At 43.9% G+C, this 20,922-nt stretch carries 23 protein-coding genes; 10 read left to right on the top strand and 13 right to left on the bottom strand.

From position 1 onward, the window contains the following. Positions 1–8: 8 nt before the first annotated feature. Positions 9–1,583 carry a maltose ABC transporter permease MalF gene (malF, locus tag R7D93_RS01770; RefSeq protein WP_005375273.1) on the top strand — a complete coding sequence of 525 codons (1,575 nt, stop codon included), beginning with the start codon at positions 9–11 and terminating at the stop codon, positions 1,581–1,583. Positions 1,584–1,595: 12 nt separating this feature from the next. Beyond that, the gene (gene malG / locus R7D93_RS01765) at positions 1,596–2,486 is read left to right on the top strand and encodes a maltose ABC transporter permease MalG (RefSeq protein WP_005375275.1); all 891 of its coding nucleotides are present in this window, start codon (positions 1,596–1,598) and stop codon (positions 2,484–2,486) included. 367 nt (positions 2,487–2,853) lie between these two features. Here malG and R7D93_RS01760 read toward each other — a convergent pair whose 3' ends face one another. The 3 genes from R7D93_RS01760 to R7D93_RS01750 form a co-directional block, all read right to left on the bottom strand. After that, positions 2,854–3,099: a hypothetical protein gene (locus R7D93_RS01760; RefSeq protein ID WP_005375277.1), complete on the bottom strand. Its 246-nt coding sequence runs from the start codon at positions 3,097–3,099 to the stop codon at positions 2,854–2,856. 171 nt (positions 3,100–3,270) lie between these two features. After that, a complete protein-coding gene (locus R7D93_RS01755; RefSeq protein ID WP_005375279.1) occupies positions 3,271–3,756 on the bottom strand; it encodes an acyl-CoA thioesterase in 486 nt (161 codons plus the stop codon). A gap of 145 nt (positions 3,757–3,901) precedes the next feature. Further along, positions 3,902–4,807 (bottom strand): DMT family transporter, encoded by a 906-nt coding sequence (locus tag R7D93_RS01750; protein ID WP_047101784.1) that lies wholly within the window; start codon positions 4,805–4,807, stop codon positions 3,902–3,904. A gap of 98 nt (positions 4,808–4,905) precedes the next feature. Here R7D93_RS01750 and R7D93_RS01745 point away from each other — a divergent pair, with 98 nt between their 5' ends. Beyond that, the gene (locus R7D93_RS01745) at positions 4,906–5,694 is read left to right on the top strand and encodes an AraC family transcriptional regulator (RefSeq protein ID WP_005385013.1); all 789 of its coding nucleotides are present in this window, start codon (positions 4,906–4,908) and stop codon (positions 5,692–5,694) included. On the opposite strand, the gene R7D93_RS01740 is transcribed toward R7D93_RS01745, so the two are convergent. Further along, a complete protein-coding gene (locus tag R7D93_RS01740) occupies positions 5,689–6,606 on the bottom strand; it encodes a M14 family metallocarboxypeptidase (protein ID WP_005385015.1) in 918 nt (305 codons plus the stop codon). The two genes, R7D93_RS01745 and R7D93_RS01740, sit on opposite strands and share 6 nt — an antisense overlap. 172 nt (positions 6,607–6,778) lie before the next feature. Between R7D93_RS01740 and R7D93_RS01735 the strand changes: the two genes are divergently transcribed. Beyond that, positions 6,779–7,684, top strand: a complete 906-nt coding sequence (locus R7D93_RS01735; RefSeq protein ID WP_213867848.1) for a DUF808 domain-containing protein — start codon at positions 6,779–6,781, stop codon at positions 7,682–7,684. A 95-nt stretch (positions 7,685–7,779) separates the two neighbouring features. Here R7D93_RS01735 and pyrC read toward each other — a convergent pair whose 3' ends face one another. Together pyrC and R7D93_RS01725 are read right to left on the bottom strand one after the other, a co-directional pair. Next, entirely contained in the window at positions 7,780–8,808 is a 1,029-nt protein-coding gene (gene pyrC, locus R7D93_RS01730) for a dihydroorotase (protein WP_154203975.1), read from the bottom strand. Positions 8,809–8,963: 155 nt separating this feature from the next. After that, positions 8,964–9,128 carry a YqaE/Pmp3 family membrane protein gene (locus R7D93_RS01725; RefSeq protein ID WP_005375297.1) on the bottom strand — a complete coding sequence of 55 codons (165 nt, stop codon included), beginning with the start codon at positions 9,126–9,128 and terminating at the stop codon, positions 8,964–8,966. Positions 9,129–9,395: 267 nt separating this feature from the next. Here R7D93_RS01725 and R7D93_RS01720 point away from each other — a divergent pair, with 267 nt between their 5' ends. Then, positions 9,396–11,213 carry a hybrid-cluster NAD(P)-dependent oxidoreductase gene (locus R7D93_RS01720; protein WP_047101750.1) on the top strand — a complete coding sequence of 606 codons (1,818 nt, stop codon included), beginning with the start codon at positions 9,396–9,398 and terminating at the stop codon, positions 11,211–11,213. A gap of 100 nt (positions 11,214–11,313) precedes the next feature. Here R7D93_RS01720 and nadE read toward each other — a convergent pair whose 3' ends face one another. Next, the gene (nadE, locus tag R7D93_RS01715; RefSeq protein WP_005375299.1) at positions 11,314–12,144 is read right to left on the bottom strand and encodes an ammonia-dependent NAD(+) synthetase; all 831 of its coding nucleotides are present in this window, start codon (positions 12,142–12,144) and stop codon (positions 11,314–11,316) included. Positions 12,145–12,322: 178 nt separating this feature from the next. Here nadE and R7D93_RS01710 point away from each other — a divergent pair, with 178 nt between their 5' ends. Together R7D93_RS01710 and R7D93_RS01705 are read left to right on the top strand one after the other, a co-directional pair. Then, entirely contained in the window at positions 12,323–12,856 is a 534-nt protein-coding gene (locus R7D93_RS01710; RefSeq protein WP_005375300.1) for a nicotinate-nicotinamide nucleotide adenylyltransferase, read from the top strand. A gap of 14 nt (positions 12,857–12,870) precedes the next feature. Beyond that, positions 12,871–13,353, top strand: coding sequence for a hypothetical protein (locus R7D93_RS01705; RefSeq protein ID WP_213867847.1), 483 nt, complete (start codon positions 12,871–12,873; stop codon positions 13,351–13,353). A gap of 127 nt (positions 13,354–13,480) precedes the next feature. Here the strand turns inward: R7D93_RS01705 and R7D93_RS01700 are convergent, their stop codons facing one another. After that, positions 13,481–14,089: an AraC family transcriptional regulator gene (locus R7D93_RS01700; protein ID WP_167415897.1), complete on the bottom strand. Its 609-nt coding sequence runs from the start codon at positions 14,087–14,089 to the stop codon at positions 13,481–13,483. A gap of 191 nt (positions 14,090–14,280) precedes the next feature. Between R7D93_RS01700 and R7D93_RS01695 the strand changes: the two genes are divergently transcribed. Continuing rightward, entirely contained in the window at positions 14,281–15,390 is a 1,110-nt protein-coding gene (locus R7D93_RS01695; RefSeq protein WP_005385027.1) for a 1-acyl-sn-glycerol-3-phosphate acyltransferase, read from the top strand. Positions 15,391–15,464: 74 nt separating this feature from the next. Here the strand turns inward: R7D93_RS01695 and R7D93_RS01690 are convergent, their stop codons facing one another. Beyond that, positions 15,465–16,064 carry a hypothetical protein gene (locus R7D93_RS01690; RefSeq protein WP_025998668.1) on the bottom strand — a complete coding sequence of 200 codons (600 nt, stop codon included), beginning with the start codon at positions 16,062–16,064 and terminating at the stop codon, positions 15,465–15,467. Between the two features lie 317 nt (positions 16,065–16,381). On the opposite strand from R7D93_RS01690, the gene R7D93_RS01685 reads away from it, so the two are divergent. Beyond that, positions 16,382–16,654: a YnjH family protein gene (locus tag R7D93_RS01685; protein ID WP_053307874.1), complete on the top strand. Its 273-nt coding sequence runs from the start codon at positions 16,382–16,384 to the stop codon at positions 16,652–16,654. Between the two features lie 88 nt (positions 16,655–16,742). Here the strand turns inward: R7D93_RS01685 and R7D93_RS01680 are convergent, their stop codons facing one another. Continuing rightward, positions 16,743–17,042: a YfcZ/YiiS family protein gene (locus R7D93_RS01680; RefSeq protein WP_005375307.1), complete on the bottom strand. Its 300-nt coding sequence runs from the start codon at positions 17,040–17,042 to the stop codon at positions 16,743–16,745. Positions 17,043–17,649: 607 nt separating this feature from the next. On the opposite strand from R7D93_RS01680, the gene R7D93_RS01675 reads away from it, so the two are divergent. Further along, entirely contained in the window at positions 17,650–18,111 is a 462-nt protein-coding gene (locus tag R7D93_RS01675; protein ID WP_005385033.1) for a TetR/AcrR family transcriptional regulator, read from the top strand. A 112-nt stretch (positions 18,112–18,223) separates the two neighbouring features. On the opposite strand, the gene R7D93_RS01670 is transcribed toward R7D93_RS01675, so the two are convergent. From R7D93_RS01670 to R7D93_RS01660, 3 genes are read right to left on the bottom strand one after another with little or no spacing between them, the layout of a single operon-like run. Then, positions 18,224–19,006 carry a heme ABC transporter ATP-binding protein gene (locus R7D93_RS01670; protein ID WP_005385036.1) on the bottom strand — a complete coding sequence of 261 codons (783 nt, stop codon included), beginning with the start codon at positions 19,004–19,006 and terminating at the stop codon, positions 18,224–18,226. Continuing rightward, entirely contained in the window at positions 19,006–20,043 is a 1,038-nt protein-coding gene (locus R7D93_RS01665; protein WP_005375318.1) for a FecCD family ABC transporter permease, read from the bottom strand. The genes R7D93_RS01670 and R7D93_RS01665 overlap by 1 nt, the downstream gene beginning before the upstream one ends. 9 nt (positions 20,044–20,052) lie before the next feature. Further along, positions 20,053–20,922, bottom strand: coding sequence for a heme/hemin ABC transporter substrate-binding protein (locus R7D93_RS01660; protein WP_005375320.1), 870 nt, complete (start codon positions 20,920–20,922; stop codon positions 20,053–20,055).

The raw sequence follows: 20,922 nt of genomic DNA, 5'->3' as shown, positions 1-20,922 counted from the left end.
GGTTCCCTATGCAGTCAGTTCAAGGTACAAATGCTATGACAGCACCAGAAGCCAGCCTTCCGAGCAGCAAAAAAGTGTTCATGAAATGGTCACTTTTAGGCACAGTCGGCATCATCAATGGCTACGCAACAATCCTTATGTATTCTCGCGGTGAGATTGCGTTTGCACTACTTACGCTCATTCTTACCGCTTTAGCGTTGTTCATCTTTGGTAGCAAAAAGACGTACGCACACCGTTACATCTACCCTGGTATAGCAGGGATGATCCTTTTCATTCTTTTTCCTTTGGCGTACACCATAGGTTTGGCGTTTACCAACTATAGCGCGAAGAACCAACTCTCTTTTGATCGCGCTCAGAACGTACTTTTGGACCGAACTTACCAAAGTGGTGATAGCTACCCGTTCACTTTGTATAAAACGGAGCAAGGCCATCAACTTGTGGTTGAAAAAGATGGTGAGCTACTTGCAAGCCCGACTTTTCAGCTTGATAACCTTTCAGCATCGGAGTTTGATCTTTCACCAATTGAAGAAGTAACGGGTGAAAAAGAATCAATCAAGGCGATTGTTAAGAACCGCAGTGCGTTGAGCAGTGTCGATTTACATTTGCCAAGTGGTGATGATATCCGCATGAGTGGGCTGCGCAAATTTGCTGCAGTTGTACCTTTGTACACATTACAAGAAGATGGTGAAACGCTTTACAACAACCGGACTGAAGAAACGCTACGTCCAAATATGGAAGTAGGTTACTACCAGCCTGTCGATGAAAACGGTCAATTTGTTGGTAGCACAGTGTCACCAGGTTTCGTGGTGAACATTGGTACCCACAACTTTGAGCGTGTTTGGAAAGATGATGGTATCAAAGAGCCGTTTATCAGTATCTTTATCTGGACCATTGTTTTCTCTGCGCTAACCGTATTGTTTACGCTTGTTATTGGTCTTGTCCTTGCCAGTGTGGTTCAGTGGGAAGCACTTAAAGGTCGCTCAGTTTACCGTTTGTTGCTAATCCTGCCTTATGCAGTTCCGGCGTTTATTTCTATCTTGATCTTTAAAGGTTTGTTTAACCAAAGCTTTGGTGAGATCAACATGTTGTTGGAAGGCTTGTTCGGCATTAGCCCGGCTTGGTTCTCTGATCCGTTCATGGCGAAAACCATGATCTTAATTGTGAACACTTGGCTTGGTTTCCCTTACATGATGATTTTGTGTATGGGCTTACTAAAAGCGATTCCAGACGATTTATATGAAGCATCAGCAATTGATGGTGCGAACTTTGTCACGAACTTTACACGTATCACACTACCAATGATGTTGAAGCCATTAACACCATTGTTGATCGCGAGTTTTGCATTTAACTTCAACAACTTCGTACTTATCCAGTTGTTGACTGGCGGTGGTCCAAACATGATTGGTACATCAGAGCCTGCGGGTTACACCGACCTGCTAGTAAGTTACACCTACCGAATCGCATTCGAAGGTGCTGGTGGTCAAGACTTCGGTCTAGCAAGTGCGGTAGCAACGCTTATCTTCCTATTGGTTGGCGCATTGGCACTTATCAACCTACGCGTAACTAAAGTAGCTCAGGACTAAGGAGAAATTACAATGGCAATGGTACAAGGTAAGTCATTAAAGTATCGTGTTTGGGCTACTCATATTGCAATGTGGGCATTCTTGGCACTGATTATTTTCCCTTTACTGATGATCATCGCGATTTCATTCCGTGAAGGTAACTTTGCAACAGGTAGCCTGATCCCAGACAACCCAACACTTGATCACTGGAAATTGGCATTAGGTTTCTCGGTGACTAATCCAGACGGTACAGTTACACCGCCACCATTCCCAGTAATGACATGGCTGTGGAACTCGGTAAAAGTGGGTGGTATTTCTGCAATCCTAATCGTGGCGCTATCAACCACATCGGCTTACGCGTTTGCTCGTATGAAGTTCAAAGGTAAGAACACCATTCTTAAAGCGATGATGATCTTCCAGATGTTCCCTGCGGTGTTGGCATTGGTTGCTCTGTACGCGTTGTTCGACAAACTGGGTCAGTACATTCCTTTCCTTGGTCTGAACACGCATGGCGGTCTGATCTTCGCTTACTTAGGTGGTATCGCACTGCACGTTTGGACCATTAAAGGCTACTTCGAAAGTATTGACTCGTCTCTAGAAGAAGCGGCGGCTCTTGATGGTGCTACACCATGGCAAGCATTCCGTTTGGTATTGCTGCCACTGTCTGTGCCAATCCTAGCGGTAGTCTTCATATTGTCGTTCATCATGGTAATTGGTGAAGTTCCTGTAGCGTCACTACTGCTTTCTGATGTAGACTCGTACACACTTGCAGTGGGTATGCAGCAATACCTATATCCACAAAACTACTTGTGGGGTGACTTTGCCGCAGCTGCTGTACTTTCAGCAGTGCCAATCACTGCCGTATTCTTACTTGCGCAGCGCTGGTTGGTTGGTGGTCTAACCGCTGGTGGTGTAAAAGGATAATCTCTTGTGGTCTGAGATTGATAAGAATAACTAGAAAAGGGCGACCACATGGTCGCCCTTATACTTAGCACGGATATTACAATTTTGGTTTGGCCGCCGATCAGTAATATCTTGGCTTTTATTGGCGTTACGCATAGCTGGCTGTTAGCTTAGTTCCTTACGATTCAATCACTAACAGTTTTTGTAACCATAACCTGAGTTTAGACTCAGGTTTTTTTATGCCTGTTAAAGGCAATTTTGCAATAAGTAGATAGAGATTAGCGGCTTTGCAATGGATTACACAGGGCTTGAATAATGCCCTGCGTAGCACTTCACATAAATAACTAGAGCTTAGTAAAAAGCGAAATTGAGGTAGGGAAGGAAGAGATTAAAACTCTCGGCTGGAAGGTGCGCATCCAACGTATTGAAGCAGCGTGTACAAACTTTCTTGCTGCAGTGCGACGCGACGAAATAGATTAGCAAAGGTAACGTCACCGCCAAAGCAAGTTTGAATGTAATGATTAATTTCTGTTTCGTTATACCCCTCGACGTACATGGTTCTCACCCACTGGTACTCGACCGCTTTTAAATTGGTCAACGTCTCTTCACTTAAGGTCGTTTCTTTTAGTCTCAAGATCCAAACTCTATCCAACTCTAAAATAATGGATGGATTTAAGCAAAGCTAGGTGAAGGATTTATGACAGAGAAGGGCGAGCGTGAAACAAATGGCAAAACCATGATGTTGCTCCACACTCTGGGTCTGGGTAACGTTGAGGTACTTAATAGCGTTCTTAACGGATGCCAGTTACTTGAGATATTTAACGTGTGCTTCCATTTCTTCCCCAATCTCTTTACGCATGTTCATAAGACGGATAGCGGATTGCTCTAAGGCTTTGTCTTCATCCGACTCTGGAATCCATTTCGGTACATCGGTTGGTTTTCCGTTTTCATCTACAGCAACCATGATAACGATACAGTGAGTGGTGAGTCTGTTTTTCATTTGCTTTGGATCACTAGCTTGCACGTCAATCGCAATGTGCATTGAGCTTCGTCCGGTATAAATGACTTTCGCGCTAACTTCGACTAAGTTGCCGACATGAATCGGAGCAACAAACCGAATGCCGCCAGCATATGCGGTAATGCAATATTTACCACTCCACGCTGCAGAACAGGCGTACGCTGCCAAGTCGATCCATTTCATTACGGCGCCGCCGTGCACTTTTCCGCCAAAATTTACGTCGCTGGGTTCTGCTAAAAAGCGAAGGGTAATGTCTCTTTGACCACTGCTCATCTGTCTTTCCTTGATGGGTTATTGTTTTCCCAATTTAGCAGCAAGATGAATTTTCGGGAATAGCGAATGAAACAAAATATTAACTTTTATTCGAACGCTGGAAGTGACAAGCCACAGCGTAGTTCTGTGGCTTGAGGTGTAGATGTTAATTGGCGGTAGAGGCAATCTCAGAATTGGACAATAGTTTTCTCTGTCTTACTTTTATTTGCGACAGGATAACGCCAGAGATGACTAACAACCCACCAATAATATGGTAAGCGTAAATTTTCTCACCAATTAGTGTTGAAGCAAGTATGACGGAAACCACAGGCATTAGGTTCATGAACATAGCACTTGAATCAGCACCAATTGAATCAATCGCTTTGACCCACATCAGCGGCGCGAAAATGGAAGCAGCAATACCAGCATAAGCGATTAATGGTAGCGCGTCTTGGCTTGGTAACAGTTGCTCACTAGAGAGCCAAAGTGGTGTGAGCATCAAAACAGAAAAGAAGCCCTGCATGTAAACCAGAGTCAAACTACTGAATGGCATTTTCCAGCGTTTTAGCAGAACACAATAAGCCGCGTATACCATGGCAGCAACGAGCATTAAGCTGTCACCTTGCGTTAAGTCTTGATGTAAAAAGTAAGTGATATCACCGTGACCAAGCATAAATGCCAAGCCGCCGAGCGAAATGACACCACCGACGATACTTAACATTGATATAGATTTACCGAGCAATGGGACACTTAAAAACACACTGATCAACGGAACTAAAGAGGTGATCAGGGCCATATTAGAGGCCGTTGTTGTTAAACCGGCATAGTATCCAAGTGACTGGTTGAGAACCATACCAAGTAACGCAAGAAACGCCAACTTAGCTAAGTAAGGTCGAATAATGTGTCGTTGTTTGATGATTGCAGGCAGGCAAAATGGCGTTAGGAGGACCATTGCGACAAACCAACGGTAGAAACTCATCGCACTTGGTTCAATGGCGCTTGCTGCCATCTTGTTCACAATTGAGTTACCACCCCAAATCATAACGGTGAAAAACGGAAGTAAATAAATCATGAGAACCCTATAGCACAATTATTGATGGCGCTAGTCTGGCAGGTCTTTATAATAAAAAGTATCTCTTAAAAGACATCGTAAGCGATAGGAAGACAATTTTGAAAAAGAGCGCCAGAAATCTTCACCCCTCCTTATCAATCGATCGTGCGCCATCAGATGTATTTATGAATTTCGAAGCGTTTCTCTCTAATACAGAAACACGAATTCATAGCCACCCTTGGGGGCAAGTGCAACTGATCAGCGGTGGGATTCTGGAGATGGATGCAGAAGACACAAGATTTCTAGCACCTCCACATCTTGCTATTTGGGTTCCCGCCGGAATTCGTCACACTAGCTACAACCGTAAGCCAATCGAATATTGTTCTTTGAACATTGCCCCTGAATTGACGGCGCATTTTCCAACTAAAACGAGCTTGATCAAAGTGACTCCAATCGTGTCATCTATTATTGAGGACTTTCGTCAGCGAGACATTAACGTGGCGCAAACTGATGAAGACAAGCGCTTGGTACAAGTGTTATTGGACCAGCTTGCAAAGCAAGAAGTCGAACATCACTTTTTACCGACTACCGACAATAAGTATCTTGAACCGATTTTAAAAGCAGTAGAAGAATCGCCGACGGATGAGATCAGTTTGGCGGAGTGGGCGGCAAAAGTGCATACCACAGAACGCACGTTAGCGAGACATTGCCAGAGTGAGTTGGGCATGAGCTTTACTGAGTGGCGCTTACGTGTGCGATATTTACATTCTATGGAGTTGCTGCGTAAAGGGCAGACTGTGAAAGAAGTCGCTCTGACGTTAGGTTATAACCAAGCTAGCCCTTTTATCGCGATGTTCAAGAAATACTCCGGCATGACACCGGAGCAATACAAGAATCGATTGTTATAGCTGAGCGATTATGTAATTCAAACCACCCACCACGGCTGCAACCTGTGCATCGTTACATTCTTCGTCGGTCACCGTTGGGCTGTCTGGGTACACTTCCGTTGTCGTGCCGTAAACGCAATTTGTTACGCCGCCACACAGGCCCAGTTTTACCATTGGGTAGTTGATAACGCCAAACTGTACGACGGGTGAACCAATGATTTCGCCGTTTTCATCTGCTGGTGCAATGTGAGTCACTTTTGCAACTGACTCAATGACCGCTTTTTGGAAGTCAGGCTGAGGGTTTTCACTATCTCCCACCGTGTAAAAGCCATCTGGGATCATACCTTCAATGTACTCAATACCATCACGAGCAGCTAAGGCTGGACGGAACTCAGTTTCGTCAGAATCTGTCGTTTCATGTAGATCAATGTGCATTAACACATCGCCTAAAGTTGCAACGAGCTTCATGAGGTTAGCGGACTCTTCGGCAGGGCTATCCTTATAGAAAGAGCGGTTTGGATCAATCGCGTTTGGATTCCAGCGGTTGATCACCTCGTAACCCCAAGGGCTTACGCAGGGTGCAACGACAATATTGAAATGCTCTGCATAGCGCTCTGCTTCTGTTTCTACAAACTTTAATGCGCCATGTACACCGCTGGTTTCGTAACCGTGCACGCCGCCTGTGACCAACACAGCAGGTTTAGTTGAATCCCAATTGCGTGTTTTGATACAAAACAGAGGGAAGCGTGCCTCGTTGTATGAGAGCGCACCATATTGTTCAACATCAAAACGCTCGCGTAGGGCATCGATTTTACTGACGACTTCATCTTGGTAGCTACGTTTTACTTCTTGCGTTGCTAACCAAGCTTTACGTTCTTCTTCGTTCCAAGGTTGGCCAGGAGTACCGATCGGGTAAATGTATCCACTTTTCATCTATACTTTTTCTTTTGACTGCTGAAAGGTATCACAAGACTAGACCTGTCTTATCTTTACGGCAATATAAAACACCATTTGGGGTGGTATTCTTTGCAAAATCATCACTTTGATGAGTGATTCATTGGTGTTACATTTTGTTACTTACTCAATTTCATATAAGAGACAAAAAATGGCTGGAGCAAGTTTACTCACACTGTTGGACGATATTGCCACGGTGCTTGATGATGTCGCCTTAATGTCAAAAATGGCGGCAAAGAAAACCGCAGGTGTATTGGGAGATGATCTAGCGTTAAACGCTCAACAAGTGTCTGGTGTTGCATCTGAGCGAGAGATTCCAGTGGTTTGGGCGGTTGCAAAAGGCTCATTCAAAAATAAATTGATTTTAGTTCCTTCAGCTTTACTTATTAGCGCGATTATTCCATGGCTTATCATGCCATTATTGCTAATTGGCGGCTTATTTCTCTGCTTTGAAGGGGCAGAGAAAGTACTTGAGAAAGTGTTTCCTCACTCGCATCCGCACGAAGAAGAAGATGAGCTAGTTAATACTGGCGAGTCGATAGAAGAGTATGAAAAGCGTAAAGTTTCTGGTGCAATTCGAACAGACTTTATCCTTTCAGCAGAAATTATCGTGATTGCGTTAGGTACCGTGACCGGAGCCAGTCTTGTTACGCAAATTTTAGTTGTCAGTTTAATTGCAGTGATTATGACGGTTGGAGTTTATGGACTAGTCGCTGGGATTGTGAAGCTAGATGATTTAGGCCTTTACCTTGAAAGTCGCTCAAACGGTAAAGGTTGGGTGGCGAAAGTCGGAGGGGCCTTGGTCGCTTTTGCACCAAAGTTGATGAAGTTGTTAACCATTGTAGGAACTGCTGCGATGTTTTTGGTGGGTGGAGGAATTGTGGTGCACAACGTGCCAGCCATTCATCACTTTGTAGAGCCGATTATTATGAACTTTAGTGGTCATTCGGTTGCTACAGCCATTTTGCCTATTTTACTGAACGGTATTATCGGCTTTGTGGCGGGGGTGGTTGTGGTTGCGGTATGGACGATGGTTGAAAAGCTTCGTGGTCAATAATCACATCTAAAACATGAGACGATAATAACAAGGGTCATGACTTCTTTTTACAAAAAGCATGACCCTGTTTTATGGGTGAAACGTCAGTAAAGTACTTACTTCACTTTCCACTCGATCTGTTCATTTGCTCGAATAGGCACAACGATATCATTGCCAAATGGCATCGTTTCTGGCACATCCCAAGCGGATTTTTCTAACGTTACTGTATCTGTGTTACGTGCAATGCCGTAAAAATCAGGACCGTTGAAGCTTGCGAAAGCTTCCAAGTTTTCCAACTTGCCTTCTTTTTCGAAGACTTCTGCATAAAGCTCTAGCGCAGCGTGTGCAGTGTAAGAACCAGCACAACCGCAAGCCGATTCTTTTGCCCCTTTCGCATGTGGCGCTGAGTCTGTACCTAGGAAAAACTTCTTGCTACCACTAGTTGCTGCTTCGATCAGCGCTTGCTGGTGGGTTCCGCGCTTAAGAATTGGCAAACAGTAGAAATGAGGTTTAATACCACCCACAAGCATGTGGTTACGGTTGAAAAGAAGGTGGTGGGCAGTGATGGTAGCCGCTACGTTGTCTGAGGCGTTGCTAACGAAGTTTGCTGCGTCGGCGGTGGTGATATGTTCTAGAACGATTTTAAGATTAGGGAAGTCATTGACGATAGGAGCGAGGACAGTATCAAGGAATTCTTTCTCTCGGTCGAAGATATCAATATCGTGATGTGTTACTTCGCCATGAACTAGAAGTAACATTCCGACTTCTTCCATTGCTTCTAAAACGTGATAAATGTTTTTCGCATTGGTCACACCGGAATCTGAGTTTGTTGTGGCGCCAGCAGGATAGAGCTTGGCAGCAACAATGTGTCCGGTTGCTTTAGCCTTACGTATTTCGTCTGGTGTCGTGTTATCTGTAAGGTAAAGCGCCATTAAAGGCTTAAACTGTTCGCCATGTTGCTCTTTGAGAATTCGGTCACGGTAGGCTAGGGCGAGCTCAGTTGTAGTAACAGGTGGGACGGTATTTGGCATAATCAGCGCACGGCCATTGTAGCGGCTGATGTCGCGAACGGTGTCTTTAAGAACTTCCCCATCGCGTAAGTGAACGTGCCAGTCGTCAGGACGAGTGATAGTCAGTGTTGTCATTAATTGCTCCCACCATTGAAAAGTTGTCTGATTGGAGCCTAAGCGCCGTATTTGCTTTTGAGCAAACGCTTGCGCTTAGGCGACAGGATGATAGAGGAATTGCCCTCATATTTCATCCCATTTTTCAATTTTATAAAGAGTGAGAGTGTAAGTGGTTACTTCATTGTTAACCAAAGCGCGTGGATCGTACCTGGTAGAAAGAAGAAACACGTCAATATTAGATTAATCAAAAAGTCTTTATTTAGACCTTTCTCCATAAACACCGCGACAGGCGGAAGAAAGATACATAACAAAATCAGAACCAGTTTTCTTGTATCCATAATTAAGCTCCAAATCGATAAATGGGAGTAGTGATAACTTGGGTGAATTATGTGTGTCGTATCACACTTTATCAAACGGTATTTGGTCAGAACGGTGTTAAAAAACGCGAATATTGAGTGTAGTAAATACTTGTCACTAAAACCAAATTTATAAGAATATGGTTTCGAGAAAGTTGCGATGGATGAAGAGGCAGTAGACTCTGCAACTTAATGTGATTTGAGTATACAATACCGCAACAAATAAAAAACACCCGTAGGAAGAAGGCCATGTCGCAACCCGTTTTATCCCAAATTAATGTTTTTCCGGTTAAGTCAGTTGGCGGATTATCGCTGTCGTCCGTATGGGTTGAGAAGCAAGGATTGAGCTTCGATCGTCGCTTTATGATTGCGAAAGCTGATGGCTCGATGATCACTGCGCGAAAGTATCCGCAAATGGTAACCATTAAGTCTGCCTTATTGTCCGATGGAGTGGTGTTTAGTAGTTTGGGTATGGAGCCACTTAAAATCCGTTACCAAGATTTCAAAATGCAGGAGACACCTGCAACGGTTTGGAAAGATACGTTTACTGCCTATACCACGACAGATGATGCAGATGACTGGTTTAGTCGTGTGCTGGGGCAGCGCGTTGAGTTGTTGTTTAGTGGTGAGCAATCGAATCGTGTCCGTGAAAAGCTAGGTCAAAACGTCAGTTTTGCTGATGGTTATCCGGTTTTAGTGATCAGCCAAGCTTCACTTGATGAGCTGAACCGAAGAAGTTCAGAGCTACACTCAATGGATCAGTTTCGTACTAACTTAGTTGTCTCTGATACTAAACCATTTGAAGAAGATTCATGGAAGCGCATACGAATCGGTGAGGTAGAGTTTGAGTCTCTCAAACCTTGCGAGCGCTGTATCCTGACTACGGTGAATACCCAAAGAGGCACATTCCGTGAGAGCAAAGAGCCGCTCAAAACCTTGCAACAGTTCCGTGCAAACGATGTCGGTGGTGTGTTCTTTGGCCAGAATCTTGTCGCGCGAAATGAAGGCATTATTCGTCAAGGCGATAAAGTTGAAGTATTGGAGTACAAAGAGCCGGAGTTTTACGTAGATAACTCGCCAGTGCGCATGAAGCTTACATGTGTTGAGCGTGAAGAAATTGCCCAAGACTTTGTGACCTTATGGTTAGAGCCAAACAAAGGTTCGTTGCCTAATTACTTGCCAGGACAACACCTGCCAATAGAGGTGAATATTGATGGTAAGAAAGTGGGTCGACGCTATACCTTATCATCCAGTCCTTCTCGCCCGGGTCGTTATGCTATTTCTGTAAAGCGTATCGCGGGTGGAAGAGTCTCTAACTCACTCTTGGACAACTTACAAGTCGGTGATGTTTTAGAGGCAGAACAACCTGACGGTCAGTTCCACCTTAAAACGCATGAAGCGCAGCCTCTGCTGTTACTCTCTGCGGGTAGCGGAGTAACACCAATGTTATCAATGGTGCGTTACTTAGCGGATCACAATCAGTTGGATAATGTGGTTTTCTACCATCAATGTCGCACCGAGAATGATATTCCTTGTCGCTCAGAGTTGGAGCAGTTAAAGCGTGAGCACCCAGGGCTAGAAGTAAAAGTCTGTTTAACGCAACCTGCTGTTGATTGGTTTGGTTTGAAAGGGCGTTTAAGTTTGTCACACATTAAGCAAATCAAAGATGTTGAACAGCGGCAGGTGTTTGTGTGTGGTCCTGATGGTTTTATGGAGAAAGCGAAAAATCTCCTGCTAAGAAAAGGGCTGCCAGAGGAAAACTACCATCAAGAAGCGTTTGGAGTTTCTTCTCTTACGTCAAAGCCAGAGAAAAGTCTCGCTATTGACTTTAATGGAACTAAAGTCGTAGGCAACAACCAAAAAACGTTGTTAGATCAGCTCGAAGATGCTGGGAAGGTCATCAGCAATAGCTGTCGTGCTGGCTTATGCGGCGCGTGTAAAGTTCAGCTTACGTCGGGGCAAGTTCATCATCCGGACGTGCCCGCGTTGACTGATGAGGAACGTGCAATGGGAACCGTATTGGCGTGTTGTGCTGTGCCAGAGACGGACATAACAGTAACCAACTAGGCGAGAGCACCTTTGTCCTTCGACAAAAACTGTTCCTAGACAAAAAAACGCTGCTATTTTTAGCAGCGTTTTGAGTTTTAAAGAGAGCTGAAAATATCGCTTAGTCGTAAATCGTCGGGATTGGCTGGCGTTTGTGCTGCGTTGCTTTGTAAATCGCTACCAGACGGTCACTCACTTGCTGTGGAACAGGTTTGCCCTCTAAGAAGTCGTCGATTTGCTCGTAAGTTAGGCTTAGGGCATCTTCATCTGCTTTTTGTGGAGCAAGCTCTTCTAAGTCTGCTGTTGGCACTTTCTTCACTAGTTGCTCAGGTGCACCCAATGTAGCAGCTACTTCACGAACTTGGCGCTTACTTAATCCGAACAATGGTGCCATGTCACAAGCGCCATCACCAAATTTAGTGTAGAAACCAGTGATGTTTTCTGCTGAGTGATCAGTACCAAGAACAAGGCCGCCTACGTAGCCCGCGATCTCGTATTGAGCAACCATGCGAGCACGCGCTTTTACATTGCCTTTTACGAAGTCGACTTTTGCTGCATCAGTTGGTAGAAGATCTGTGCCTTCTAATGCAACGTGAGAAGCCGAATGAAGCCCGTCAACACCTGCTTTGATGTTCACCGATACAGAATGGGTTGGCTGGATAAAAGACAGAGCGAGCTGAGCCTCATCTTCATCTTTTTGCTCCCCATAAGGCAGGCGAACTGCGATAAATTGGTAGCTATTGTTGCCCGCTTCTTCGTTTAGTTGGTCTACAGCCAACTGAGCTAAACGACCACATGTCGTTGAGTCAACGCCACCGCTGATGCCAAGAACAAGAGACTTACAGCCCGCTTCTTGCAATTTACGCTTAATAAAAGCGACACGGCGTTCAATTTCAAAATGCGGATCAATTGAAGGGAGTACGCGCATTTCGTCACGGATGGATTGTTCCATTTAGGGTTCCTTTTCCTGCAAATATTTCAGACTCTAAAGCACATTTGCTCAAATGGTGATAAACCATACAGTTGAGGCTCATTAAACGCGACTTTAGGGTCAAAAGCTGTAAAGATTAGTAGTATCATACCGAAATCATCAGATTAGAAAACTCTCTTCAACCAGGTAATCACCGGATATGAAAAAAATCGCCATTTTTGGTAGTGCATTTAACCCACCTAGTTTAGGGCATAAAAGTGTTATTGAGTCTTTGAGCCACTTTGATCTTGTGCTACTTGAGCCAAGCATTGCACACGCTTGGGGCAAGAACATGCTTGATTACCCAACTCGGTGCAAAATGGTTGACGCGTTCATCAAGGATATGGGGCTTTCTAATGTTCAGCGTTCTGATGCAGAGCAAGCTTTATACCAACCTGGACAAAGTGTGACGACCTATGCGTTGTTAGAAAAAATTCAAGAAATCTACCCAACTGCCGATATAACTTTTGTCATTGGTCCTGATAATTTCTTCAAATTTGCTAAATTTAGTAGAGCTGAAGAGATTACGGAACGTTGGACTGTTATGGCATGTCCTGAAAAAGTAAAAGTCAGAAGCACAGATATTCGCAAAGCACTGGCCGAGGGTGAAGAGATCGGTGCCTATACAACACCTTCCGTACGTGATTTATTACTTAGTAAAGGCTTATACAGAGAAACATTGTCTGGGAACTGAGAGGTCAGATTTTCATGGTCAGAGTCGTTTTATTTAGTGCATGTGCGCTGCTTGTGGTGACACAAGCTCATTCCGCGTGTAACTATTTTTCTGATCGTTCCGTGGTGTTTGCAGATAACACTCTTCCTATCTGTGAAGACATTTTAGATTCCATCGGCGTGTTAAGTACTGAAGCATTGATTTGGCATGCAGCGGAAGCGAAGCTTGAAGGACCAACAGAAAACTATTGGGAGGAGTGGGCGATTAAGCCGGAAGACACCCCACTTCTAACTCAAAACTTAGAAAAGAATTACTTTGGTCTTGGTTTTTGGATGCCGGAAGAGCTTCGAGACGAAGAGAGTAAAATGGATACAGAAGAGTGGCTTCGTAGTCACGGGTTGATGTTCAGCGTTGGTTTTGGTGATAAATCAGACGGACAGCCAAGAATGCGGTTTGATTATCGTTGGCACGAATATTATGACGCTGACTGGATGATGCAGATAGAGGTACCTTTCTAGACACCTCAAGCAAATGAAAAAAGGGCGTACATTATCAATGTACGCCCTTTTTGCTTTTACTTGAATCTCTACTTTCTGTGTCCGTAATTCTACGTAATGCTGAACACGTAGCTTGTTGAAGAGCAAGTTATAGCGCTTCTCCAAAGACTAAAAAGCAAAGCTGTTCATATTCTTCGGTGTTACCAGCAAAAAGAGAGTCAACAATTTGCTCTTCCTTCTTCCCCGACAGTTTCATTTTTCTTGCTTCACGTAGTGTTAGTACCAAGCAAAGCTCTTTAGAAATATTCATGTCACAGCCAGGAGTCCATTGATTGATGGTTCTCGTTAACGTTGAGTGCGCTAGTTTAGGAGACAGCGTCAATATTTCATGTCTTACTACTGTCAGTAGATCGGTTTGCAGATCCGAGCGTTCGGCAGTTGTTGCTAGCTTCTCGACGAGCGCTTTGAGTAGCGGTGAAGGCTTCACAAAGCCCGCCTGTTGTGAGAAGTCGTCATTTAAACGCACAGAAAAATCACAACGATATACACGAGAATTAGGTAAAAAGGTGAGGGAGCTCAAACATCCTTGAGGAATCCAAAAATATTGGCCTGGTTCAATGGCATACTCCTGCTTACCCAATTTAATGACGGCTAACCCTTCGATGACAGACAGTAGACTGTGCTTCAATGCTTTTTTACGCGCAGCTACATCAAGAAAGGGGTATTTAGCGTCGTGAAATTCAATTGCGTAGTTCATTATGAGTACCAGTGTTTTTTGGCGCTAAGGGTAACGTTAAACCCATACGATTCCAACCTGCTGAGAGAATTTTTTAGCATGATAAATGGTGGCTTAACTGGTATGACCATGTTAAAAGTATGGGTTGAAATGCTGCTTGTCAGCAAAACTATGCGTAAAATGTGCCAGCTTTTTTTGATATGTAATGAACAATGACAGCCAATACCGATCCTTATATTGAAATTCGTCCTTACAACGACGAAGAAATTCCAGCAGCGCTGGATCGTCTAATCCAAGATGATGAATTTATCACTGCTATCCTAGAACATCGCTTTGCTAATAAAGCAGCATGGTTCAAAACGCTAATGAGCCCGATCCTGCGCATCTACCTGAAAGCTAAGTGGAGCAAGCTTGATTCTGTCGAAGCAATTCAGATTGAAGTGAAGAAGTATCTGAAAGATACATTGAATAAGACAACGGATGGCGTCACTTTTTCTGGTTTGGATAAGCTGGATAAAAACACGTCATACCTATTCGTTTCTAACCACCGTGATATTGCGATGGACCCTGCGCTCGTAAACTATGGCTTGTACCAAAGTGGGCACCGTACAGTTCGTATAGCGATTGGCGATAACCTGCTGAAGAAGCCATGTGCGACAGAATTGATGCGACTCAATAAGAGCTTCATCGTTAAGCGCTCTGCTAAAGCGCCTAGAGAAATGATGAAAGCATTGGGACAACTTTCAAGCTATATCAAACATTCGCTTGATACTGGCAATTCAATTTGGATTGCCCAAAAGGAAGGCCGTGCTAAAGATGGAAACGACTTTACTGATCCTGCGATTTTAAAAATGTTCCATGTTGAAGGCCGTAAACAAAAGATCAGCTTTGGTGAGTACACGCGTTCTCTGAAAATCGTTCCTGTCTCGATTGCCTATGAAAATGATCCATGTGACATTGCCAAAGCAAAAGAGCTGTACGAAAAAGCAGAAAATGGCCGCTATGAAAAAGGCGAATTTGAAGATATCGAAAGCATCATTCAAGGTATCGTTGGCTATAAAGGCCGTGTACATGTTGCGTTTGGTGATGTGATTGAGCAAGAGTTTGAAACGCCGGAATCTCTTGCTGGTGAAATCGACCGCCAAATTCACAACAACTACAAGTTGTACCCAATCAACTTGTTAGCTGCTGGGCATGAAGATTCGAGCATCATTACGGAAGCGGTTAAGCGTCATCTCGCGGATAAGTTGGATCAGCTACCTGAAGGCGCAAGACCTTATTTGGTGGCGAGCTATGCTAATCCTGTGAATAACCAAGAGTAATCTTCGTCACTGAACTCTGTTGATTCAGAATGCCTTAAAGCCTCGGCCTGCCGGGGCTTTTGTTTATCTGCTCTTTAAGGTGCGACGGCGCCACCAAGGGTTAAATTGCTAGGCCATTTGGTGATCCTGTTACCACCTAAATAGATATTCCCTTTCACCGTCATTGTGTCTGGAAATACTTTCAGCGCTGATCCTCCAATATAAAGATTACCATCAACCACCAATCCTTCAGGAAGTTCAGAAATGGGAGTGCGAATAACACTTAGATCACCTTTTACTCGAAGTTTAGCTGGAAGCGCTTTTAACGGTGTATCTGTCAGATTTAGGTAACCGCCTAGTTTGATGCCTTTAGGCCAGTTTTCGATCTTACTACCTAGTAGGTTTGCATAGCCTTTTATCTTTGTTCCTGAGCGAATAACTTTGAGTGCGCTGTTAGTTGCTTCCAGACTGCCTTCAACATCAAGCCCTTTAGGCAAGGTTTTGATAGGGGTTTGTGAGATGTTTAAGTTGCCCTTTACCACTAGGCCAGAGGGGAGTTGGGTGTAAGGCTTGTTTCTAAGATCAAGATTGCCGTAATTATCGATGTGACCAAACTTAGAATAGTAATCTAGCTCATATGCCAAAGGAGACGAGCAGAGCAGGATTGAAGTAATGCATAGGGAAACAAAACGCATAGTCAAAGAGTTAGTTAAATACCGAGATCAACAGGTGCTTATCTTATACTTAAATAAACCTATTATGCATTTTTTGCTCACAGTTTTTGATTCATAACTTAAATATTCAAATTAGAGATACACGTTAAAAGTGCGCTTCTTTACTGAGCTAAGTAACTTCAAGCTTACTAAAATGAGATAAATTAAATGATTGAATGTGAAGCAGACCCAAGTGTAGAGGTGAGAAAAATATCAGTAGATATTTGAATAATATGAGATTCTTCCAAGAACTTCACAAGGGTCCTTGTTAGTATTATTGAGGTTTGAGGGAGATTTTCATGAAGTTAAAAAGTGTATCTATTTTTACCGCTGGTGTTTTTGCAGTACTGCTGTCGGGTTCCGTTTTTGCTAAATCATACAGTACACCAGAAAACAAAGCGCTAATAGTTGCTGACGGTAAGGTAGGTCAGCGTATCTGTTACTACGATGATAAAGCCTACACCACAGGGGCCGTGATTAATGTTGAAGGCGTATTACTGATGTGTACCGCTGAGAACGATTTTGAAACCAATGGCTCGTTAAAGTGGGCCGTGTTCAAAAAAGATAAATAAACGCGCCGAAGTTGTCTGTTTCATTTAGAGCGGTTTAAGATTAAGAGATTGGAAAAATAAAAAGCGAGCATCATGCTCGCTTTTTTCATTAACGCGCGAGTGAGCGAGTTTTTAATTCAAAGATAAGTTTTTCAGCACTTACTTCAAATTTGAATCGAGCCGTCGCTTGGTTAGATTCTTCGGTTATTTCTGAAACATTGTATTCAACATCAGCACATACTGATTTAGCGAGCTCGATGTATTTTTGTAGTTCAGACTCTAGCTCTGTTTTTGTCTGTGCGAAAACCGTTACGTCGGCAACTTCGTCACCTTCTTTGATGATAAAGCCTATCTCGCCAGCACAGCCGCAGGCCTCACATACTTGGTTTTTTTCTAATTCGACACTCATAACGAATCCTCTTGTAAATACTAAGGGTATTCTATCAGGTATTTGATCTGTATCTACAAAAATGACGACTTTTGCGTAAAAAAGGAACAGAGTAGGCACTTGTTAAGTAAGGGTTAAAGATTGGATTACTAAATCATCAAGAACGTTAATGTGATATATATCAACATTTAAAATCAATTAACGAACATAGTGACGAGATTTTGCTCAGTCCAGTTGAACTAATGGTTAATTTATAAGACTATTTCTTGATTGATTATTTTTAATAATTATCATTCTTGGTCTTTGAATAGTTTCGATGAATAATTGGCGCAAGGTTTTGATGAGACTAACTTTTCGCCTTATTTTGAGTAGCATGTATTGACAAAAACATAACTGAAAATTACACATTACGCAGTGTAAAGACGTTATGGTTTGGAACTCGACATGATATTAAATAGTCGCAATACATATACCCAAAGCGCTTTCAAGTGCAGTGCTTAGCAACCTGATTTCTAGGTTTTCGCTAATCGAACCGCATCGGCGAGCCGGGTATAATGCTAAGAATGATTTCATTCTGGCCTCATTTAATAGTGAGTTAGATGGATTTACAAAGAGAAGAGCTTAAAATATGCCAAAGCGTAGTAAAGAAGATACCGAAATCACTATCCAAAAGATCATGGATGCCGTTATTGATCAGCTACTCAGATTAGGTTACGACAAAATGTCGTACACGACGCTAAGCCAGCAGACAGGTATATCGCGTACCGGTATTAGCCATCACTTCCCTAAGAAAACGGACTTCACCGCCGCACTGGATGGCCGTATCTTTAAAATGTTTATTGAACACTTAGAGTTTGATAAAGGATTGAATGCATTTTCACAAAGTTGGATTAAAGCGCTGGAAGATGCTGAGTTTCTCGCGATTTTACGACTGCTATTCCATCACATTGTCACCGCTGAAAATGCGCAAGAATTTGCTGCTAATGGTATTGACCGCTTATACAAAATGGTTGAAAGCCAGTTTGGTGCGGGTGGTGACAAAGAGCTTGAGTGGTTGATTGGTCGATCATTGATCCAAATGAGCAAGTAATAGCCTTTAAAGCCCCAAATTCTGCCACTATCAAAGCAAAGGCCCGCAATTCTCATATTGCGGGCCTTTGTCGTATCAAAGTGTTTTAGAGACGGCTTAGAGGAGATACGCTTTATGCTGCGGCATGCACTTGAGGGAAGTCTAGCGTCGGATGTTTTGTCACAATAGAGCGATAGCCATAAACTTGCTCAATGCGCTCTGACGTTAGTGCATTCCATGGCGTGTCATCACAAACTAGTTTCCCGTTATGCAAGAGTACAAGGCGGTCTGCGTACTGAGAGGCTAGATTCAAGTCATGTAACACCACAACCACCGCTGCGTTTTGTGCTTTTGCCGTTTCACGAGCAATTTTTAACGTGTTGTGTTGATGGGCGAGATCCAACGCTGAGGTAGGTTCATCAAGCATTAAGATTCGTTTTTCGCCAGATTGATGTAGTTGTGTCATCACTCGTGCTAGATGCAGTCGTTGCTTTTCTCCACCAGATAAAGACGGGTACAGGCTTTCTGCTAAATGCAATACGTCGGTTTGTTCCATGTAATGTAAAGCCAGTTTAGTGGTTTCTTTATTGGACAGTGATAGCGGTATTGCCCCCAGCTCTACTACTTCTCTGGCTAGAAATGGGAAGGTTAAGGTGCTGTGCTGCGGGAGCATTGCAATATGTTTGGCGCTTTTTTCAGGCTCCCAATCATGCTTTTGTTTACCGAAGTAGGTGATGTGATGATTCGAAGAGATCTCACCGCATAGAAGCTTGAGCAAAGTACTTTTACCTGCGCCATTGGGGCCGAGTAGGGCGGTCACTTCACCAGCTCGGATATCAATGTTGATGTCATCGAGCACCACACGGTTGCCATACGTCATCGAAATGTTTTTCCCCGATAAAACGATCTGGTTCATTACAAAATCTTCCCTTTTTGCTGGAACAATAAGTAGATGAAAAAGGGCGCGCCAATCAATGCGGTCACGATTCCAACTGGTAATTCAGCTGGTGCCACGGCAACACGAGCAAACATATCTGCGGCAGTAAGAAGCAGTGCTCCCATTAAGGCAGATATTGGTAATAGCGTTCGATGGTCAGGCCCAGCGAGCATGCGCCCTAAGTGAGGAATCACGAGCCCAATAAAGCCAATTGCACCACTGATGCTCACCGTAATACCAACACCCAGTGCAGAAAGTAAAATAAGCTGACGTTTGAGTTTTTGAACCGGAACTCCTAAGTGTCTTGCTTCTGATTCCCCTAACAACAGAGCATTCAGCGCCATCGACTTCTTCTGGAACCAGAGTAATAGGATGACGAGTGTTACAGCAGATAGAGCAATCCCTGACCAATTTGCACCAGCTAATGAGCCCATCGACCAAAGCGTCAAGTCTCGCAGCATCTGATCATCTGCGATAAAGTTCATGTAGCCAATCGCAGCACCCGAGAGCGCGCTGATGGCAACGCCAGCTAACAACATAATTGTAACTGAGGTACCAAACTTACTTGTGCCGAGTTTATAAACGAGAATAGTCGTTAGTGCACCGCCAAGGAAAGCAAAAAGAGGCAGAGCCGCTAAGTTCATTAGTTGCGGATAGTTTTGGCTAAATTCAGCAAATACAACAATAGCGAATGCACCACCAAGAGCAGCGCCAGCAGACACACCAATGATACCTGGCTCGGCTAATGGGTTACGGAACAAGCCCTGCATAACCACACCACAAATTGCCAAAATGGCGCCGATGAACATACACAAAATGGTGCGAGGCAATCGGATTTCGTTAATGACCAACTGAATGTGAGGAGCGAGATCAGAACTGCCTCCCGTTAGGCTACGCAAACTGTCAGCAAAGCTAATGTTCATTGGGCCCACGGTAATAGAGGCGATAGCAATAAATGCTAAAAATCCACTAAGCACTGATAACGTCGTTGAAAGGGGGATGCGTCTTAACAACATGTCATGTCTCTATGGGTAAAGCAGTGCATTCAAGCGTTTAGCTTCTGCAAGGCTTTTAAGGCCCAAACCACCTACCAGAGCATGGCCATCAATCGTTATGATGTCTTTGTTCTTTCCAGCGGGTGTTGCAGCAAGAAGCGGCATTGCTTTTAAAATTGCATCGGCACCACCCAACGTTTCATAGCTGCGACCACTAACAAGAATCACGTCAGGCTGCATCTCTACCATCGCTTCTGTGGATAGAGGCTTGTAAGACGAGAGTTGTGTAGCGGCTGGGTTTTGTCCGCCGGCGAGTTGAATAATTGCATCGGGTGTCGTTTGTGAGCCCGCAACATTTGCAGGTCGCCCTTCATGGATCAGCAGAAAGAGCACTTTCTTTTTCTTTGCTTGATCAGGCTGGTTTGCATTGAGTGCTTGTACTTGCGCCTGGACATCTTGCTTTAAGCTTTCAGCTTGAGCTTTGCGATCCATAAGGTTCGCAATTTGATCAATACGTTGATAAAGGCCCTCGACATTTGCATCAGTATTAACGATTTCTACATCTACGCCAGCCGATTTCAATTGGCTCAATGTTGTTTTCGGCCCCATCTCATCAGAACCAATGACTTTTGTCGGACGTAAGGCGAGCAACCCCTCCGCTGAAAGACGACGATGGTAGCCCACTTTAGGCAGTTCCATTCCTTTTGGTAATTGACTGGTGACGTCGATAGCAACCAAGCTATCTTTAGCGTCGAGTTCAAGCAAGAGTTCAGTGACGGCGCTGCCTGCGCTAACAACGCGCTCTGAGGATGGCGTTTCATTGGCAAAAAGTTGACTACTCGCAAGTAGGGAAATAGCTGCCGTGACAACAGCATGAATAGTGATGCGTGTGTTCTTCAT

This window comes from Vibrio sp. YT-15, from assembly GCF_033337445.1.
Lineage (GTDB): Bacteria > Pseudomonadota > Gammaproteobacteria > Enterobacterales > Vibrionaceae > Vibrio > Vibrio alginolyticus.
The sequence above is the reverse complement of the archived record's forward strand: the minus strand, read 5'-3'. Positions and strand labels throughout refer to the sequence as shown.

Coding starts and splice junctions, on each gene's coding strand:
- R7D93_RS01670 (WP_005385036.1), bottom strand. CDS start 19,006: ATGAACCAGATCGTTTTATCGGGGAAAAACATTTCGATGACGTATGGC.
- R7D93_RS01700 (WP_167415897.1), bottom strand. CDS start 14,089: ATGAACTACGCAATTGAATTTCACGACGCTAAATACCCCTTTCTTGAT.
- R7D93_RS01725 (WP_005375297.1), bottom strand. CDS start 9,128: ATGGATACAAGAAAACTGGTTCTGATTTTGTTATGTATCTTTCTTCCG.
- R7D93_RS01705 (WP_213867847.1), top strand. CDS start 12,871: ATGGTCAGAGTCGTTTTATTTAGTGCATGTGCGCTGCTTGTGGTGACA.
- R7D93_RS01665 (WP_005375318.1), bottom strand. CDS start 20,043: ATGTTGTTAAGACGCATCCCCCTTTCAACGACGTTATCAGTGCTTAGT.
- R7D93_RS01690 (WP_025998668.1), bottom strand. CDS start 16,064: ATGCGTTTTGTTTCCCTATGCATTACTTCAATCCTGCTCTGCTCGTCT.
- pyrC (WP_154203975.1), bottom strand. CDS start 8,808: ATGACAACACTGACTATCACTCGTCCTGACGACTGGCACGTTCACTTA.
- R7D93_RS01685 (WP_053307874.1), top strand. CDS start 16,382: ATGAAGTTAAAAAGTGTATCTATTTTTACCGCTGGTGTTTTTGCAGTA.
- R7D93_RS01735 (WP_213867848.1), top strand. CDS start 6,779: ATGGCTGGAGCAAGTTTACTCACACTGTTGGACGATATTGCCACGGTG.
- R7D93_RS01695 (WP_005385027.1), top strand. CDS start 14,281: ATGACAGCCAATACCGATCCTTATATTGAAATTCGTCCTTACAACGAC.
- R7D93_RS01750 (WP_047101784.1), bottom strand. CDS start 4,807: ATGATTTATTTACTTCCGTTTTTCACCGTTATGATTTGGGGTGGTAAC.
- malG (WP_005375275.1), top strand. CDS start 1,596: ATGGCAATGGTACAAGGTAAGTCATTAAAGTATCGTGTTTGGGCTACT.
- R7D93_RS01720 (WP_047101750.1), top strand. CDS start 9,396: ATGTCGCAACCCGTTTTATCCCAAATTAATGTTTTTCCGGTTAAGTCA.
- nadE (WP_005375299.1), bottom strand. CDS start 12,144: ATGGAACAATCCATCCGTGACGAAATGCGCGTACTCCCTTCAATTGAT.
- R7D93_RS01675 (WP_005385033.1), top strand. CDS start 17,650: ATGCCAAAGCGTAGTAAAGAAGATACCGAAATCACTATCCAAAAGATC.
- R7D93_RS01710 (WP_005375300.1), top strand. CDS start 12,323: ATGAAAAAAATCGCCATTTTTGGTAGTGCATTTAACCCACCTAGTTTA.
- R7D93_RS01660 (WP_005375320.1), bottom strand. CDS start 20,922: ATGAAGAACACACGCATCACTATTCATGCTGTTGTCACGGCAGCTATT.
- R7D93_RS01740 (WP_005385015.1), bottom strand. CDS start 6,606: ATGAAAAGTGGATACATTTACCCGATCGGTACTCCTGGCCAACCTTGG.
- malF (WP_005375273.1), top strand. CDS start 9: ATGCAGTCAGTTCAAGGTACAAATGCTATGACAGCACCAGAAGCCAGC.
- R7D93_RS01755 (WP_005375279.1), bottom strand. CDS start 3,756: ATGAGCAGTGGTCAAAGAGACATTACCCTTCGCTTTTTAGCAGAACCC.
- R7D93_RS01680 (WP_005375307.1), bottom strand. CDS start 17,042: ATGAGTGTCGAATTAGAAAAAAACCAAGTATGTGAGGCCTGCGGCTGT.